Here is a 14,323-nt window from a genome sequence, read left to right on the forward strand (position 1 = left end):
ATACGCTTTGAAGTCACCAAAATACTTGGTGATAGCAGCCGTCAACGTCGTCTTACCATGGTCAACGTGACCAATCGTGCCGATGTTTACGTGGGGTTTTGAGCGATCAAACTTTTCCTTAGCCATAGTGGCCTCCTATCTTATATCGGGTACCGGACTACAGCCCGGCCTACAGTTGGTGGGTAGGGCGGGCTTAGGCCCGCCACCCGTTTTTATGCAAATTTTGCTTGGATCTCGTCCGAGATGTTCTGTGGTACCGGGTCATAATGCGAGAACTGCATTGTGAACTGGGCACGGCCAGAAGACATCGAGCGCAGGGTGTTGATGTAGCCGAACATGTTGGCCAGCGGAACGTTCGCATCGATTGCGATGGCGTTGCCGCGTGGTTCTTGTCCGGACACCTGACCACGACGTGATGTCAAATCGCCAATGATACCACCTGTGTATTCTTCAGGTGTGATCACTTCGACCTTCATGATCGGCTCGAGCAGTTTCGCGCCAGCTTTGCGCATGCCTTCACGCATACACATACGGGCCGCGATTTCGAACGCCATCACAGAGGAGTCAACATCGTGGAACTTACCGTCGATCAGGGCAACTTTGAAGTCGATCACAGGGAAGCCAGCCAGAGGGCCGCTGTCCATGACAGATTCGATACCTTTTTCAACGCCTGGGATGTATTCCTTAGGAACAGACCCCCCAACGATGCGCGATTCAAAGCTGTAACCTTCACCCGCTTCTGTCGGGCTGATGATCATTTTCACTTCGCCGAACTGACCTGAACCACCAGATTGTTTCTTGTGGGTATAGGTGTGTTCAACTTCGTGACCGATGGTCTCACGGTAGGCAACCTGAGGCGCACCGATGTTGGCTTCAACCTTGAATTCACGCTTCAGGCGGTCAACCAGGATGTCGAGGTGAAGTTCGCCCATGCCTTTCATGATGGTCTGACCGGATTCCAGGTCAGTTTCCACGCGGAAGGATGGATCTTCAGCCGCCAGACGTTGCAGACCCTGAGACATTTTCTCTTGGTCGGCTTTGGTTTTCGGCTCAACAGCAATCTCGATCACCGGATCTGGGAAGGTCATTGTTTCCAGAACCACTGGTTCGCCGGTTGAACACAATGTGTCACCGGTTGTGGTGTCTTTCAGACCCGCCAGAGCGATAATATCACCAGCGAAGGCTTCGGTGATCTCGTCTTGCTTGTTCGAGTGCATCATAACCATACGGCCAACGCGCTCTTTTTTGCCTTTGGTCGAGTTCAGAAGCGTGTCGCCCTTCGCCAGCGTACCAGAGTAGATACGTGTGAAGGTCAGTGTGCCCATGTATGGGTCGTTCATGATTTTGAACGCCAGACCCGAGAACGCCATCGCATCATCCGCACGGCGGGCGATGTCACGAACTTCGTCTTCGTCGCCGGGTTTGAAGCCCATGTAATCAACAACGTCCAGCGGGCTGGGCAGATAGTCGATTACGGCGTTCAAGAGAGGCTGAACACCTTTGTTTTTGAAGGCAGAACCACCCAGAACTGGAACGAAAGCCATGGTCAGGCAGCCCTGACGGATCAGCTTACGCAGTGTTGGAACGTCAGGCTCGTTGCCTTCCAGATATTCCATCATTGCGTCGTCGTCCATTTCGACAGCCGCTTCGACCATTTTACCACGCCATTCGTCAGCCATGTCTTTCAGGCTGTCCCGAATAGGAGCTTTGATCCAGGACGCACCAAGGTCTTCACCCTGCCACAGCCATTCTTCCATGGTGACCAGATCGAGCAGACCTTCCAGCTCGTTCTCGGCGCCGATTGGAATACCGACAGGTACAGCGCGGGCGCCGGTGCGATCTTCGATCATGTTAACGCAGTTAAAGAAGTCCGCGCCGATTTTGTCCATTTTGTTGACGAAAACCATACGTGGGACTTTGTAGCGGTCAGCCTGACGCCAAACGGTTTCCGTCTGTGGCTCAACACCAGCGTTGGCGTCAAGAACACAAACCGCACCATCGAGAACCGCCAGCGAACGTTCAACTTCAATGGTGAAGTCAACGTGGCCGGGGGTGTCGATGATGTTCAGACGGTGCTTAGGAGTGTCAGCGGTTGCGCCATCTTCGGTGCGTTCCCAGAATGTGGTGGTCGCAGCCGATGTGATGGTGATACCACGTTCCTGTTCTTGCTCCATCCAGTCCATGGTGGCCGCACCATCGTGCACCTCACCGATGTTGTGGGATTTGCCGGTGTAGAACAGGATGCGTTCGGAACAGGTAGTTTTACCTGCATCGATGTGCGCCATGATACCGAAGTTACGATATAGCTCGAGCGGATATTCGCGTGCCATTTGTCTGTTTTCCTCTTGGGATTACCAGCGATAATGGCTGAAGGCTTTGTTCGCCTCGGCCATCTTATGGGTGTCTTCGCGCTTCTTAACCGCGGAACCACGTGATTGAACGGCATCCAGCAATTCGCCGGCAAGACGTTCTTCCATGGTGTTCTCATTGCGGCTACGGCTGGCTTTGATCAACCAACGGATCGCCAGAGCTTCGCGGCGCTCGGGGCGCACTTCGACAGGAACCTGATAAGTGGCACCACCAACCCGGCGCGAACGAACTTCGACGGACGGTTTGATGTTGTCCAGCGCTTCGTGGAACAGTTCCACAGGCGCGCGCTTTACTTTATCTTCAACGCGGTTCAGCGCGTTATAGACGATACGTTCGGCAACAGATTTTTTGCCATCGATCATCAGGTTGTTCATGAATTTGGTCAGTACCAGATCGCCATACTTGGCGTCGGGCAGAACTTCGCGTTTTTCAGCGGCGTGACGACGGGACATACTATATTCCTCTTACTTCGGACGCTTGGCGCCGTATTTCGAACGACGTTGCTTACGGTCTTTGACGCCCTGAGTATCCAGAACACCGCGCAGGATGTGGTAACGAACACCTGGAAGGTCTTTTACCCGGCCACCACGGATCAGAACAACAGAGTGTTCTTGCAGGTTGTGGCTTTCACCTGGGATGTAGCTGATGACCTCAAAACCATTTGTCAGGCGCACTTTGGCAACCTTACGCATAGCCGAGTTCGGTTTCTTTGGCGTTGTTGTATAAACGCGTGTGCAAACGCCACGTTTCTGCGGGCACCCTTGCAGGTGCAGCGACTTAGTGGCTCTTACTTTGGGCTGACGCGGCTTGCGGATCAGCTGTTGGATCGTTGGCATTGGGTCTCTCTTCCCGTCTCTCAACTCATTTTGCACGCTTGCGCATGCGGCTAAATTCAAACATCGTGCCCAGCAATGCGTAAAAACCGCAACGTTCCCATTCCGAGGTGAACGACGCGGTTGTTTCACAGAGGACCAGCAGAAAAAGATATGCTGGACTTGGGCGCTTCAGTTTAGATATCGGCTTTTGGGATTTCTCCCTGTACCGGATGACGCGCGTATATGAGGAGTCGGAAGAGTTGTCAACAGCACGCCATCAGCTTGCGGTGTGCCGATCAGCATGACATGCTGCATATATAGACGGGCTGGTCAATGAATTACACATGAGTAGTAAAGACATGCAGGTTATCGGCATCTGCCGGTTTTCGTATCCCGCGCTCGGGGGGTTTCAGGTCGAACACGAGACCATCCAACAAAGAGAAAAGTATCTGTACGATCCAGTCAGGATGGAAGACAAGTTTCGCAGTTTTGAATTTCTGACACTGCCTCCGTTACGGGCGCAAACAGATCCTAATTTTACGTTTTTGGTGGTGATCGGGGAAAATATGCCCGAGATCTACGTTGAACGCCTTTTGGATCTGCTGGCCGATATACCACAGGCCATTGTTGTGCCGCGTGCGTCCGGCCCACATCGTAAAGTGATGTGCGAGGTTGTCGATAAAGTGCGTGATGGCGACACTTTGCCGAGCCTACAATTTCGCATGGATGACGATGATGCCGTCAGCGTTTCTTTTGTCGCGCGCCTGCGCTGCGCCGCCCATGATTTACGAGGATTGATCGCCAACAAACCCTGCACGGGAATGGATTTCAACCAAGGCTACATTGCTCGCGCAGATCGGTTAGGCCTGCATTGTGAAAAGGTTGTCCGCACACTATGGACCCCTGCCCTCGCTATCGCAATAAAGCCTGAAGTGCGACATTGCGTTTTAAGCTACACGCACACCAAGCTTGTTAATCGGATGCCAGTTACGAGCTTCACCGGAGAAGACATGTTTATCCGCGGGCACAGTGATTTTAACGATTCCAGACAAAAGGATGGGTTGCGCACTCCCAAACTCAGCCTGCTGACACCAGAGGAGGAGGCACGATTCAAAGAGATTTTCAATGTTGATACTGATCATATACGGGCTCAATATAGCTGCTATGAAACAACTGTAGGCACCCCCTGAAGATGCGCATCATTGGTCTATGCCGTTTTTCCTATCCCGCCTTGGGCGGGTTCAGGCGCCAGCTTCACAATGTCAGTGAGCGCGAGGCTTATCTTTACGACCCAGAACGCATGGAGCTTCGATTTCGTCACTTTGAAATGCTGACTTTGCCAAGCATTCAAGCGCAAGAAGATGAGGATTTCACCTTTCTGATCATGATCGGTGAAAATATGCCTTTCCCGTATCTGGAGCGATTGCAGGACCTGACCACGCTTGTACCGCAGATCAAGATCGTCCCGACTCCAGCGATGCAGCATCGTCCTGCCGCGCAGTCGGTCATACTGAATGAATTGGGCGAGGATCGACCAGAATCCATCCAGTTCCGTCTGGACGATGATGACGCAGTCGGCAAAGAGTTTGTCAGGATCGTTCGCAGGCGGGCCAATCAGACGGCGCGTATGCGTAGGCATTGGCGCAATATGGCATTTGAATTCCGTAAAGGATTTTTCGTTAACCTATCGCCTGATGGCATCCGAGCCAAAAGGGTTAAAACTGAATTTCTGTCTTGTGGACTGGCGGCCACTTTCAGGCCGGATGACCCCCTGACGATTATGAATTACCCGCATCATAAACTACACAACAAAATGCCAACACTGATCGAAACCAGCCCGGCAATGTATCTGCGTTCACTGCACGAAGACAACGATTCTAATGCCAGTAAACAGATCGGATTGTTGGAACCCCTATCACCGAAAACCCGGTTGCTGTTTCAAGAGCGGTTCAATGTCGATGAGGGTCGGGTTCGGACGACTTTTTCTGCGCCAACCTCGCCTCGCGAAGCAGGGTGAACATCCCGCTTCCCACTACAAGAGAAGCGCCGATCATGGTGAGGGCGTCCGGCCAGTCCCCAAAGACGACCCATCCCAAAAGCAAGGCCCATAATAAGCCGCTATAGCGAAACTGGATGGTGTAACTCACTTCACCGACACGCATCACCATAACTGCGCTGAGAAACCCGATGGTCACAAAGGCGGCCGCAGCAATCAAGGTGCCCAGATCGCGCATCCCCATTGGAGCCCACGTATCACGCAGGCTGAACGCCCCAAAGATCACCGTCACTGTGACAGTCGCAACCAAGGTGACGAACAACGACGGTGTTTGCGGTGACAAGCGTCGCGTTATCAGATCGCGGCAAGTGATACAGGCGACAGCTGCTAGGCCGTACATCGAATAAAAATTGAAATCAGCCGCCCCCGGGCGAACGATCAGTAACACACCGACAAAACCAACCAGAATGGCCGTAATGCGGCGCCACCCTGCGGGCTCTTTTAAAAACACGGCCGCCGCCAGTGTGATCGTTAATGGCAGCGCCTGCAGAATCGCGGTGATGTTAGCCAAGGGCATGTTAAAAAGCGCGGTCAGAAAAAAATAGATCACAAAGGTCTCGGCAAGCGCCCGCAAGGCGATCAGCCACCAATCCCGGTTAGGAATGCCGCGCGGATAAGCTTTCACCCACCACACCAAGCCAATAAGCGCGACAGTCATCAAGACACCACGCAGGAACAAAAGCTGGTTCAAAGGCGCGGCTCCGGCCAGCATCTTCATGAGCGTATCATTGATCGTAAATGCCGCCATTGATGCCATCATCAATACCGCACCGGTCATATTGTCAGAACGAGACATGTAATCCTACTCTCAAGCCAATACCGGCTATTAGATAGTGAATTATCGCCCCAGCAAGCCCTATCTAACTTCGTGTCAGAGCCTTGATCAGTGACGCGTGTAACGAGGGATTTGCGGTCACCACGCCATTTACGCGTGGGGTCGGGTTGTTGAATATCAGCCCCTGTCCCAACTGGTCAGTTGTCACCGCGCCCGCCTCGCGCAAGATCAGGTCGCTGGCGGCGATGTCCCACTCCCATGTCGGGCGCAAGGTCAGCATCGCGTCGAACCGACCTTCGGCAACCAAGCTCTGTCGATAAGCAAGCGAAGGACGATGGCTGCGGTTGAAATCCGGCACACCACCGGGCCAATGTTCTGGTTTCAGCGTGGGTTTGGCTGCTAGAACCGACGCGCCAATTAGATCATTGCGATTAGACACTGAAATAGGCTGCCCGTTGAGCGTGGCCCCCCGCCCTGCGGCAGCGGCGTAAAGCTTGTCGCGCAGCGGCAAGTAGACCACGGCGGCGGTCACGATGCCTTGGTCAGCCACTGCAATGGCGTGGGCCCAAGTGTTTGACCCCTCGATAAAACTGCGAGTGCCATCAATGGGGTCGATGATAAACACACGCTCCTTGTCGAGCCGGCTGGCATCATCCTCGGTTTCCTCAGACAGCCAGCCATACTCGGGACGCGCTTCGCGCAAAACATCGCCCAGCATAACATTGACCGCCAAGTCAGCCTCCGTCACCGGGCCAGCATCACCCGGCTTGTCCCAGCGTTTGGCATCGGTGCCCGTGAACTTGATCGCAATTCTGCCCGCCTCGTGAGCCGCATCGATGAGCAGTTCCAGATCACGCGCCGGCAAGTGTGAGCCCCTCGATCAGAAGTGATGGCACGACAAGCGACAGGTAGGTGCGCGCATCATTGGCTGGGATCATTGATTTTAGCATGTCATGCAGATTTCCGGCGATGGTGCATTCATTGAAGGGGTATTGAATTTCGCCATTTTCGACCCAGAATCCAGCTGCCCCTCGGGAATAGTCACCTGTGTTGGGATTGATGGTTGAGCCAATCAAGGAGGTCACCAACAGGCCGGTGCCCATGTCGGTCAGCAGCTCAGTGCGGGTTTTGTCGCCTTGGGTGAGTTCTATGTTCCAGCTGGTGGGGCTGGGTGGAGCTGAAGTGCCACGTGCCGCATTGGCGGTGGATTGCATGCCCAGTTGACGTGAACTGGCCAGATCAAGCGTCCAACCGGTGAGCACACCTTGATCTACGATGGCACGTTTTTGCGTGGGCAGGCCTTCGGCATCGAAAGGACGCGAGGCCCCGACACGGGAGCGCAGCGGGTCTTCGACAAGTGACAGCTCCTTTGGCAGGATTTGCTCACCCAGACTGTCGCGCAGCCACGAAACGCCACGCGCCACCGAAGAGCCATTGGCCGCTGCCAGAACATGACCAATCAGTGAGGAAGAAATGCGCTCGTCGAACAGCACCGGATACGCCCCGGTGGGCGGTTTTCTGGCTTCCAGCCGCTCAACCGCGCGCTCTGCAGCACTGGTCCCGATATCTTCGGCACTGCGCAGATCGGTTTGGAAAATGCGGTTGTCACCGTCGTAATCACGTTCCATCCCACTGCCGGCCCCGGCAATGGCAACGCAATTCAGGCCCCGGCTGGTGCGGGTGTAACCGCCGGAAAATCCATTGGTGGCCGCCAAATGAACCTCGGTCTTGCTGTAGCCAGCGGTAGCGGACTGTACTTGCGAGATGCCCTGAACATTCATCGCCGCCGCCTCGGCTGCAATGGCATCGGACATCAGATCATCAGGCGACGCTTCATCGCTTGGATCCGCCAGTTCCAGCGCAGCAATATCCCAGTCTTTCGCAAGCTGTTCAGTTTCAGCCAGACCGGCGTAGGGGTCCTGAGGCGCCTCGCGCGCCATAGCGACGGCCCGTTCGGCGAGAACCGCCATGGTGTTCGGGGACGTGTCGGAGGCCGACACACACGCCTGCCGTCCGTCCACCAATACACGCAGACCTATGTCTGTGCCTTCAGACCGTTCCGAATGTTCTAAGGCGGCATTGCGCACATCGATCGACACGGATTGACCACGAATGGTGATCGCATCTGCGGCATCTGCCCCGGCCTTGGTTGCTGCGGCCAGCAAGGATTCTGTGATGGTATTTAGGGTGCTCATGAACGTCTCCTGCCTCAGGACAAACAGGTAGCGGTCAGGCCCATGATCCGCAAGGGCACAGCACGGCCCAAATGAAAAAGGCCGCAGGAACGCCTGCGGCCTTGATGTGTTTTGATTGGTCAGATCACTTCAAGCGCTGACCGTTGGCCAGAACCTGACCGTCTTCGGTGACTTCGATCTTGGAAGTCAGAGTATCGTCACCCTCACCCGGAATCGCGAACAGTCCCATCATCATGCGCGCGCCCATGGCCTGATCTTCGGGCACAAAACCCATCGCTACCAGCTTGTCCAGCAGACCGTTGCCGCCAACCAGTTTTAGATCCATCGCTCCTGCAGGCGCAGGCATGCCACCGAAGCTTTCAAGATCTTCGTTGTCGAATGTGAAGGCACCCTCGCCTGTCAACTCGGCCCCGGCCAGACTGATCACCAGATTGTTGAGGTTCATGCTGTCCAGCTCACCCAACATGGTTTCGCCGCTTTCAATGGCTTCCATCTGCTCAGGGTCCATCAGATTAACCAGCATTTTGGCCGTGCCAGACAGATCGAAGGAAACCGTTGCAGGATCGCGTGGCAGTTGGCCACTTGGATCAAACATGCCCCAGATCATGTCAGACATGGTGAAATCGCCAAACGTCAGCGCCAGGCCGAACTCCTGCGCTTCTTCGCTTTGCGATACAGGCATCAGGAATTTTGCTGCATATTCCCCAAAGGTAAATTGCACAGGGAATGGAAGATCGCTACTTTTTACATTTACGTCGACGTCCTGAGCCCGCACATCGTAGTTCAGCTTATCCGCGTCCATCGCGACCATGGCAACGCCGGGACCTGAAGAGCTGGTTCCTTCGAGAGTACTGCCGTCACCGCTGAAGCTGAACTCTGAAGAACCCGCGCCCATCTCAAAGCCACCGTCAAACGCAAAACCAGCCGCCAGCATGGCCGACATATCGGTTGGGTCCATGTTGGCTGGAAAGCTGCCAGTGCCCTGAAAGCCCATGCTTTCAGCTGAACCGATTAGCTTGACGTGGCCTTCTTCCTCAGGCGGGGCCATGTCGATCGTGTAGCTTACCTCGCCCGTGGTCATCTGCTGCGAGGTTTCGCGCACGCCGCCGACCTTCATAATCGATTGACCGGCAATGTCTGCCACCGACAACTCAAGCGTTCCCAAATCAGGGGATTCACCATCGGCCTCGATGCTGACCAAACTGATCTTGGCCAACGCGGCAGTATAATCGTAGGTCATTTCCGACGCATCACCCGACACGGTCATATCAAACGCATCAGTGGCATATTCAAGGTCGAACTTGATGGTTTCACCTTCACCTGTCGCAACGCCCGAGATCGGCATGACTGGTGGTAGCGAAATCGAAACAGTCCCATCCCCGTTGTTGGTGAAGGTCATTTCGCTCATGGTAAAGCTGACATCTGCGTCTTCTTCAGGAATGCTGACGCTCATCTTGACGTCTGAGACAACAAGCGCATCGCCAGATTGCGATTCCGTGGCTTCGACCTGATAGCCAAAGCCCGCCATGTAGCCTTTCCAGTCTTCCCAGACTTGCTCGGCTGTTACATCGGCAAATGCCGCCGATCCCGTCATAAAAATGCTGAGGGCAACTGCCGAGGTGGCAGTAGATTTGAATGCGGCCATTTTGGTCCCTTTCAGTTTTAATTGGCCATAATGTCGGCCTATGACCGGGTGGGGTCAAGGGGATGTTGCCGTTGGGGGGGCAAAAGTTTACCTAACAATGAAGAAGACCAACAATTGGGGAGAAGATTATGACGCTTGCAGGAAAAACAGCGCTGATCACCGGGGCCAGCCGGGGTATCGGTGCGACAACCGCACGACGTTTTGCGCAGGCCGGGGCGAATGTGGCCTTGGTGGCCCGGAATGCAGACGCCATTGCCGCTTTGGCCGGTGAAATAGGCGAACAAGCCATCGCCATCCCTTGCGACATCTCGCGTTATTGGGAAGTGGAATCCGCGGTGCAAGCTTGCATCAAAACATTTGGCGGGTTGGACATTTTGATTGGCAATGCCGGTGTGATTGAACCGATCTCAAATCTAAGCGACGCTGATCCAGACGCCTGGGGACATGTGATTGATGTCAATCTGAAGGGCGTATTTTATGGTATGCGCGCCGCGATGCCGGTGATGCAGGCAGCAGGTGGCGGAACGATCCTGACCATCAGCTCTGGTGCTGCGCATCGCGCATTGGAAGGCTGGAGCCACTATTGCGCATCCAAAGCCGGGGCAGCGATGCTGACTGAGGCGGCGCATTTGGAAGGATCCGCTATCGGGATACGCGCCATTGGCCTTTCGCCCGGAACGGTGGCCACGCAAATGCAGCGAGAAATCAAGGCCAGCGGGGTAAATCCGGTGGCGCAGCTGGAATGGTCAGATCACATTCCACCGGAATGGCCTGCCGAAGCACTGTTGTGGATGTGCGGACCGGATTCGGATGAATTCTTGGGACAGGAAATTTCATTACGCGATGAAGAGATCCGCAAACGCATAGGTCTGGCATGATTGAACTACACCAAGAGGGCGGAACCTGGACAGTGACCCTCAACCGGCCGGACAAGGCCAATGCACTGACCGAGGCGATGCTGACCGAACTGGCGGAAATTGCCGAAGCGGCGCAAGACGCACGGGCGTTCATCCTGACCGGCGCAGGCAAGGTGTTTTCTGCGGGTGCCGATTTGGACGCCGCACGCGCAGGCTTGGCCGTAAGCCCGGTGTGGGAACGTTTATCAGGGGCGATTGCCGCGCTGCCCGGTCTGTCGATTGCAGCTTTGAATGGCACGGTTGCTGGCGGTGCCATGGGAATGGTGCTTGCTTGTGATCTGCGCATTGCCGTTCCGGGGGCAAAAGCATTTTATCCGGTGATGAAGCTTGGATTTTTACCACAGCCCACTGACCCACCGCGCCTTGCTGCGCTGATTGGGCCATCGCGAGCCAAGATGATCCTGATGGCCGGACAGAAGATTGATACGGAAACAGCCTTGGGTTGGGGCCTGTTTGACCGGGTCGTTGAGGCGGATACTTTGCTGGAGACCGCACGCAAACTCTCTGCCGATACCGTTGCTGCCGATCCGACAATTGCCACAGGCATCAAGGCGCTCTGTAAGGGCAACACATGAAGCGACTAGCCGCAGTTCGACTGGCTGTGCGTGATCCTCAGGCGCTGGCCGCGTTTTATACCCGGCATCTGGGCATGCAGGCCTCATCGGATGGCGGGACTGTTCGACTCGGGTATGCCGGCGAAGATGCAGAACTGGTGCTCTGCCCCGGTGGCGAGGCCTATTCGCATACGCGCAGCTATGAATATTGGAAGATCGGGATCACTCTGCCGAATATAGATATTGCTTATCAGCAGCTTTCTAATTCTGGTATCCCAATCTCGCCGCCACAGCAGTTTGGTGACATCGGTTACATGTGTCACTTAAGTGATCCCGAAGGGTTCGTGATCGAGTTATTGCAGCACGATTTTGAAGGAAACCGCCCTGAAACTGCGGGCGACAAGAGCCTGCCCTTGGGCGGAGGAGCATGTATTGGACAAATCACATTGCGATGTTCCGCAATTGAGCAGGATATAGAGCGATATCAAGCACAGGGCATGGTGTTGCTGTCGGTGCAACCTGTGACCCAGTATGGATTTACGCTCTATTTTCTGGCCTTCACCACTGACACGCCCCCTAAAAATAATTTGGAAGCCATTGAAAACCGAGAATGGCTTTGGAAACGCCCCTATACCACGCTGGAATTGCAGCATTGCCCCGCTGCAAAGATCACGAAAAATAAAAACTATCTTGGGCTAGTGATCACCTAACACTATTGCGCAGCCATTGCTGGCGCACTCTCCAGATATCCGGTTCGGGTTTGTGGCGCCTTGATCCCCAACAAGCTGCTCGCAATCTGATTGCGCAGGATCTGCGCGGTGCCGCCGCCGATGGTGAACATGCGCACATCGCGATACATCCGCTCAAGCGGTTCCTGATCGCCATAGCCACGCGCGCCGAACATTTGCAGGGCATCATTGACCACCTTGATCGCAGTTTCAGAGGCAAACATTTTAGCCCGCGCCGCCATGGTCATATCCGGGAAGGGCTGGGCCGTACGCGCCGCCTCATGCAACATCAGACGCGAGGCATGCACTCCTGCATCCATATCAGCCAACATCCACTGCAAGCCTTGGAATTCCCCCAAAGGCCGCCCAAATTGTTGGCGTTCGAGCAAATAGCGCTTGGCATGTTCTAACGCCCCCGCGGCAACACCTATGGCAATGGTTCCCGCTCCGACCCTCTGGCTGTTGTATGCGGTCATGAGCTCTGCAAACCCGCGGCGAAAACCACCAGGCGGGATCAGAACGTGACTGGTGTCGACCTCGAGGTTGGTGAACTCCAGTGCTGCCTCGGGCATGCCGCACAGCCCCATGGTCCGCTCACGCCCAACCACCTTGAACCCATCCGGATATTGGCCATTCGTCGGATCGCAGATCACGATGAAGCCAGCAATGCCCTGATCGATGCCGCGCTCATCCAATACCCGGGCAAAAATCAGATGGATGCGAGACACGCCACCCCCGGTGATCCAGTGTTTTGTACCGTTCAGGATGTAGCGACTGCCCTGCTTGCGTGCAGTTGTCTGCATCTCGGTCGCTGCACTTCCGGCTTCAGGCTCGGTGATGCAGATCGCGGGTTTATCCCCCGCCAGAACAAGCGGCGCGCAGAGCGCCTTTTGTGCCGGAGAGCCATAGGCCATGACCGCGCTGATGCCACCCATATTGGCTTCGACCAGAACGCGGGCGGTCAGAGCGCAGACCTTGGCGATCTCCTCGACTACTAACACCGCCTCATTCCAGCTGCACCCTGCGCCGCCATATTCGGTTGGAAGTGTCATCCCCATCAACCCGGCATCTGCAAGGTCCCGCACATTCGACCAGCAATAGGTGCGGGATTTATCCCAATGCGCTGCGCGTTTTGCGAAGGTCGGCGCCAGTTCTTTGGCACGTGCCAGATGGTTCGATGTGAGAGTGTCCATAGCAGGCTCCTTCGAGCGTAGTATAGACAATTGATAATTAAGAAAAACTAAATTTGTTTTCAGATTATTATAAGGTATACTGAATTTATGCAAACCCGAGCCTTGAAAACCCTTCTGAAGATTTCCGAGTTGCATTCTTTTGCAGCGGCGGCGGAACAACTGAATATGACAGGCCCGGCCGTCTCGATGCAGATGAAAGCCTTGGAGTTCGAACTGGATGCGAAAATTTTTGACCGCTCAGCCCGTCCGCCGCGATTGACACCACTTGGCCGGGCAATTTGCGAGCACGCTAAGAAGATGCTTAAGTCTGAGCAGGATTTGGTGACGCTATGTCAGCCATCACAAACGCTCAATGGGCATTTTCATATAGGGTTTGTTGCAACAGCCAGTGCCAGATTGCTCCCTGGTTTATTGAAATGTGCGCGTGACGAGATGCCGAACGCGAGATTCGATATTCAAACCGATTTGTCCCAGACGCTGGAAACCAAAGTTACCTCAGGTCAGTTGGATGCAGCAATTGTTACGGCATCATATAAGCCACCGAAAGATATTCATTATCAACATCTTAGGCGGGAAAAATTGATCTTCGCCTTACCTGCCGGACATGGAGAAATGGAACTGAACGACCTCAACAAATCCGTGCCTTTCTTGCATTTCATGCCGGATTCAGGCATCGGCAAACTGATCGCAGATTACGTGCAGCCACTCTTAAACAAGGCGGGCCGGAGTATCTACTTGGACAGTGTCGAGGCCATCATGGAGTGCGTCAAACATGACATAGGTTTCACCATGTTACCTGCACCAGACATTCATCGCCACAAGGATCACCGCATCAAAACACTGGGACTGCAACATCCCGGACTGCGCAGGGACTTGGTCATAGCCGTCAGGCGCGACAACCCGATTTTCCCTGCATTGGATAGTTTTTCAGGCCTATTTAGGGAGGACGAGGCACATTAAGCACCCTATTCAAACCACAAGAAATCACATGTCGCGACAAAATCTGCCCACATTCGCGATTTAGCGACTCGTGATCAAATTTTTACGTTAAACTTCGCTGACAAAAGGCCGCAAA

General features: G+C 54.6%; 15 protein-coding genes. 6 read left to right on the top strand and 9 right to left on the bottom strand.

The genetic code is table 11. The annotated features are described in order from the left end of the window. The 4 genes from ROA7450_RS19135 to rpsL form a co-directional block, all read right to left on the bottom strand. A partial coding sequence (locus ROA7450_RS19135; RefSeq protein ID WP_229861849.1) for a GTP-binding protein occupies positions 1–126 on the bottom strand: 126 nt, incomplete at its 3' end. A gap of 86 nt (positions 127–212) precedes the next feature. Further along, complete coding sequence (fusA, locus tag ROA7450_RS19140; protein ID WP_085807570.1) at positions 213–2,330, bottom strand: elongation factor G; 2,118 nt, start codon at positions 2,328–2,330, stop codon at positions 213–215. 21 nt (positions 2,331–2,351) lie between these two features. Further along, positions 2,352–2,822 carry a 30S ribosomal protein S7 gene (rpsG, locus tag ROA7450_RS19145; RefSeq protein ID WP_085807571.1) on the bottom strand — a complete coding sequence of 157 codons (471 nt, stop codon included), beginning with the start codon at positions 2,820–2,822 and terminating at the stop codon, positions 2,352–2,354. 12 nt (positions 2,823–2,834) lie between these two features. Next, positions 2,835–3,206: a 30S ribosomal protein S12 gene (gene rpsL, locus ROA7450_RS19150; protein WP_085807572.1), complete on the bottom strand. Its 372-nt coding sequence runs from the start codon at positions 3,204–3,206 to the stop codon at positions 2,835–2,837. 323 nt (positions 3,207–3,529) lie between these two features. Between rpsL and ROA7450_RS19155 the strand changes: the two genes are divergently transcribed. Next, on the top strand, positions 3,530–4,375 hold the full coding sequence (locus ROA7450_RS19155; RefSeq protein WP_085807573.1) for a putative rhamnosyl transferase: 846 nt from the start codon (positions 3,530–3,532) through the stop codon (positions 4,373–4,375). Between the two features lie 2 nt (positions 4,376–4,377). Next, positions 4,378–5,202: a glycosyltransferase gene (locus tag ROA7450_RS19160; protein ID WP_085807574.1), complete on the top strand. Its 825-nt coding sequence runs from the start codon at positions 4,378–4,380 to the stop codon at positions 5,200–5,202. On the opposite strand, the gene ROA7450_RS19165 is transcribed toward ROA7450_RS19160, so the two are convergent. The 4 genes from ROA7450_RS19165 to ROA7450_RS19180 all read right to left on the bottom strand — a co-directional run bounded on the left by ROA7450_RS19165 (position 5,135) and on the right by ROA7450_RS19180 (position 9,856). Beyond that, positions 5,135–6,037 (bottom strand): DMT family transporter, encoded by a 903-nt coding sequence (locus tag ROA7450_RS19165; protein WP_085807575.1) that lies wholly within the window; start codon positions 6,035–6,037, stop codon positions 5,135–5,137. The two genes, ROA7450_RS19160 and ROA7450_RS19165, sit on opposite strands and share 68 nt — an antisense overlap. Positions 6,038–6,101: 64 nt before the next feature. Further along, complete coding sequence (locus tag ROA7450_RS19170) at positions 6,102–6,881, bottom strand: inositol monophosphatase family protein (protein ID WP_085807576.1); 780 nt, start codon at positions 6,879–6,881, stop codon at positions 6,102–6,104. Then, complete coding sequence (locus tag ROA7450_RS19175) at positions 6,868–8,211, bottom strand: TldD/PmbA family protein (RefSeq protein WP_085807577.1); 1,344 nt, start codon at positions 8,209–8,211, stop codon at positions 6,868–6,870. Before ROA7450_RS19175 ends, ROA7450_RS19170 begins: the two co-directional genes overlap by 14 nt. A 124-nt stretch (positions 8,212–8,335) precedes the next feature. After that, complete coding sequence (locus tag ROA7450_RS19180) at positions 8,336–9,856, bottom strand: hypothetical protein (protein WP_085807578.1); 1,521 nt, start codon at positions 9,854–9,856, stop codon at positions 8,336–8,338. 128 nt (positions 9,857–9,984) lie between these two features. Between ROA7450_RS19180 and ROA7450_RS19185 the strand changes: the two genes are divergently transcribed. From ROA7450_RS19185 to ROA7450_RS19195, 3 genes are read left to right on the top strand one after another with little or no spacing between them, the layout of a single operon-like run. Further along, a complete protein-coding gene (locus ROA7450_RS19185; protein ID WP_085807579.1) occupies positions 9,985–10,734 on the top strand; it encodes an SDR family oxidoreductase in 750 nt (249 codons plus the stop codon). Next, entirely contained in the window at positions 10,731–11,348 is a 618-nt protein-coding gene (locus ROA7450_RS19190) for an enoyl-CoA hydratase/isomerase family protein (protein ID WP_085807580.1), read from the top strand. The genes ROA7450_RS19185 and ROA7450_RS19190 overlap by 4 nt, the downstream gene beginning before the upstream one ends. Continuing rightward, the gene (locus ROA7450_RS19195) at positions 11,345–12,037 is read left to right on the top strand and encodes a VOC family protein (protein WP_085807581.1); all 693 of its coding nucleotides are present in this window, start codon (positions 11,345–11,347) and stop codon (positions 12,035–12,037) included. Before ROA7450_RS19190 ends, ROA7450_RS19195 begins: the two co-directional genes overlap by 4 nt. Positions 12,038–12,039: 2 nt before the next feature. On the opposite strand, the gene acdA is transcribed toward ROA7450_RS19195, so the two are convergent. Next, a complete protein-coding gene (acdA, locus tag ROA7450_RS19200; protein ID WP_085807582.1) occupies positions 12,040–13,248 on the bottom strand; it encodes a 3-sulfinopropanoyl-CoA desulfinase in 1,209 nt (402 codons plus the stop codon). 102 nt (positions 13,249–13,350) lie between these two features. On the opposite strand from acdA, the gene ROA7450_RS19205 reads away from it, so the two are divergent. After that, entirely contained in the window at positions 13,351–14,208 is an 858-nt protein-coding gene (locus ROA7450_RS19205; RefSeq protein ID WP_159454110.1) for a LysR family transcriptional regulator, read from the top strand. Positions 14,209–14,323: the final 115 nt, after the last annotated feature.

Origin of the sequence: Roseovarius albus (genome assembly GCF_900172335.1) — a bacterium.
In the GTDB taxonomy this organism is placed as follows: Bacteria; Pseudomonadota; Alphaproteobacteria; order Rhodobacterales; family Rhodobacteraceae; genus Roseovarius; species Roseovarius albus.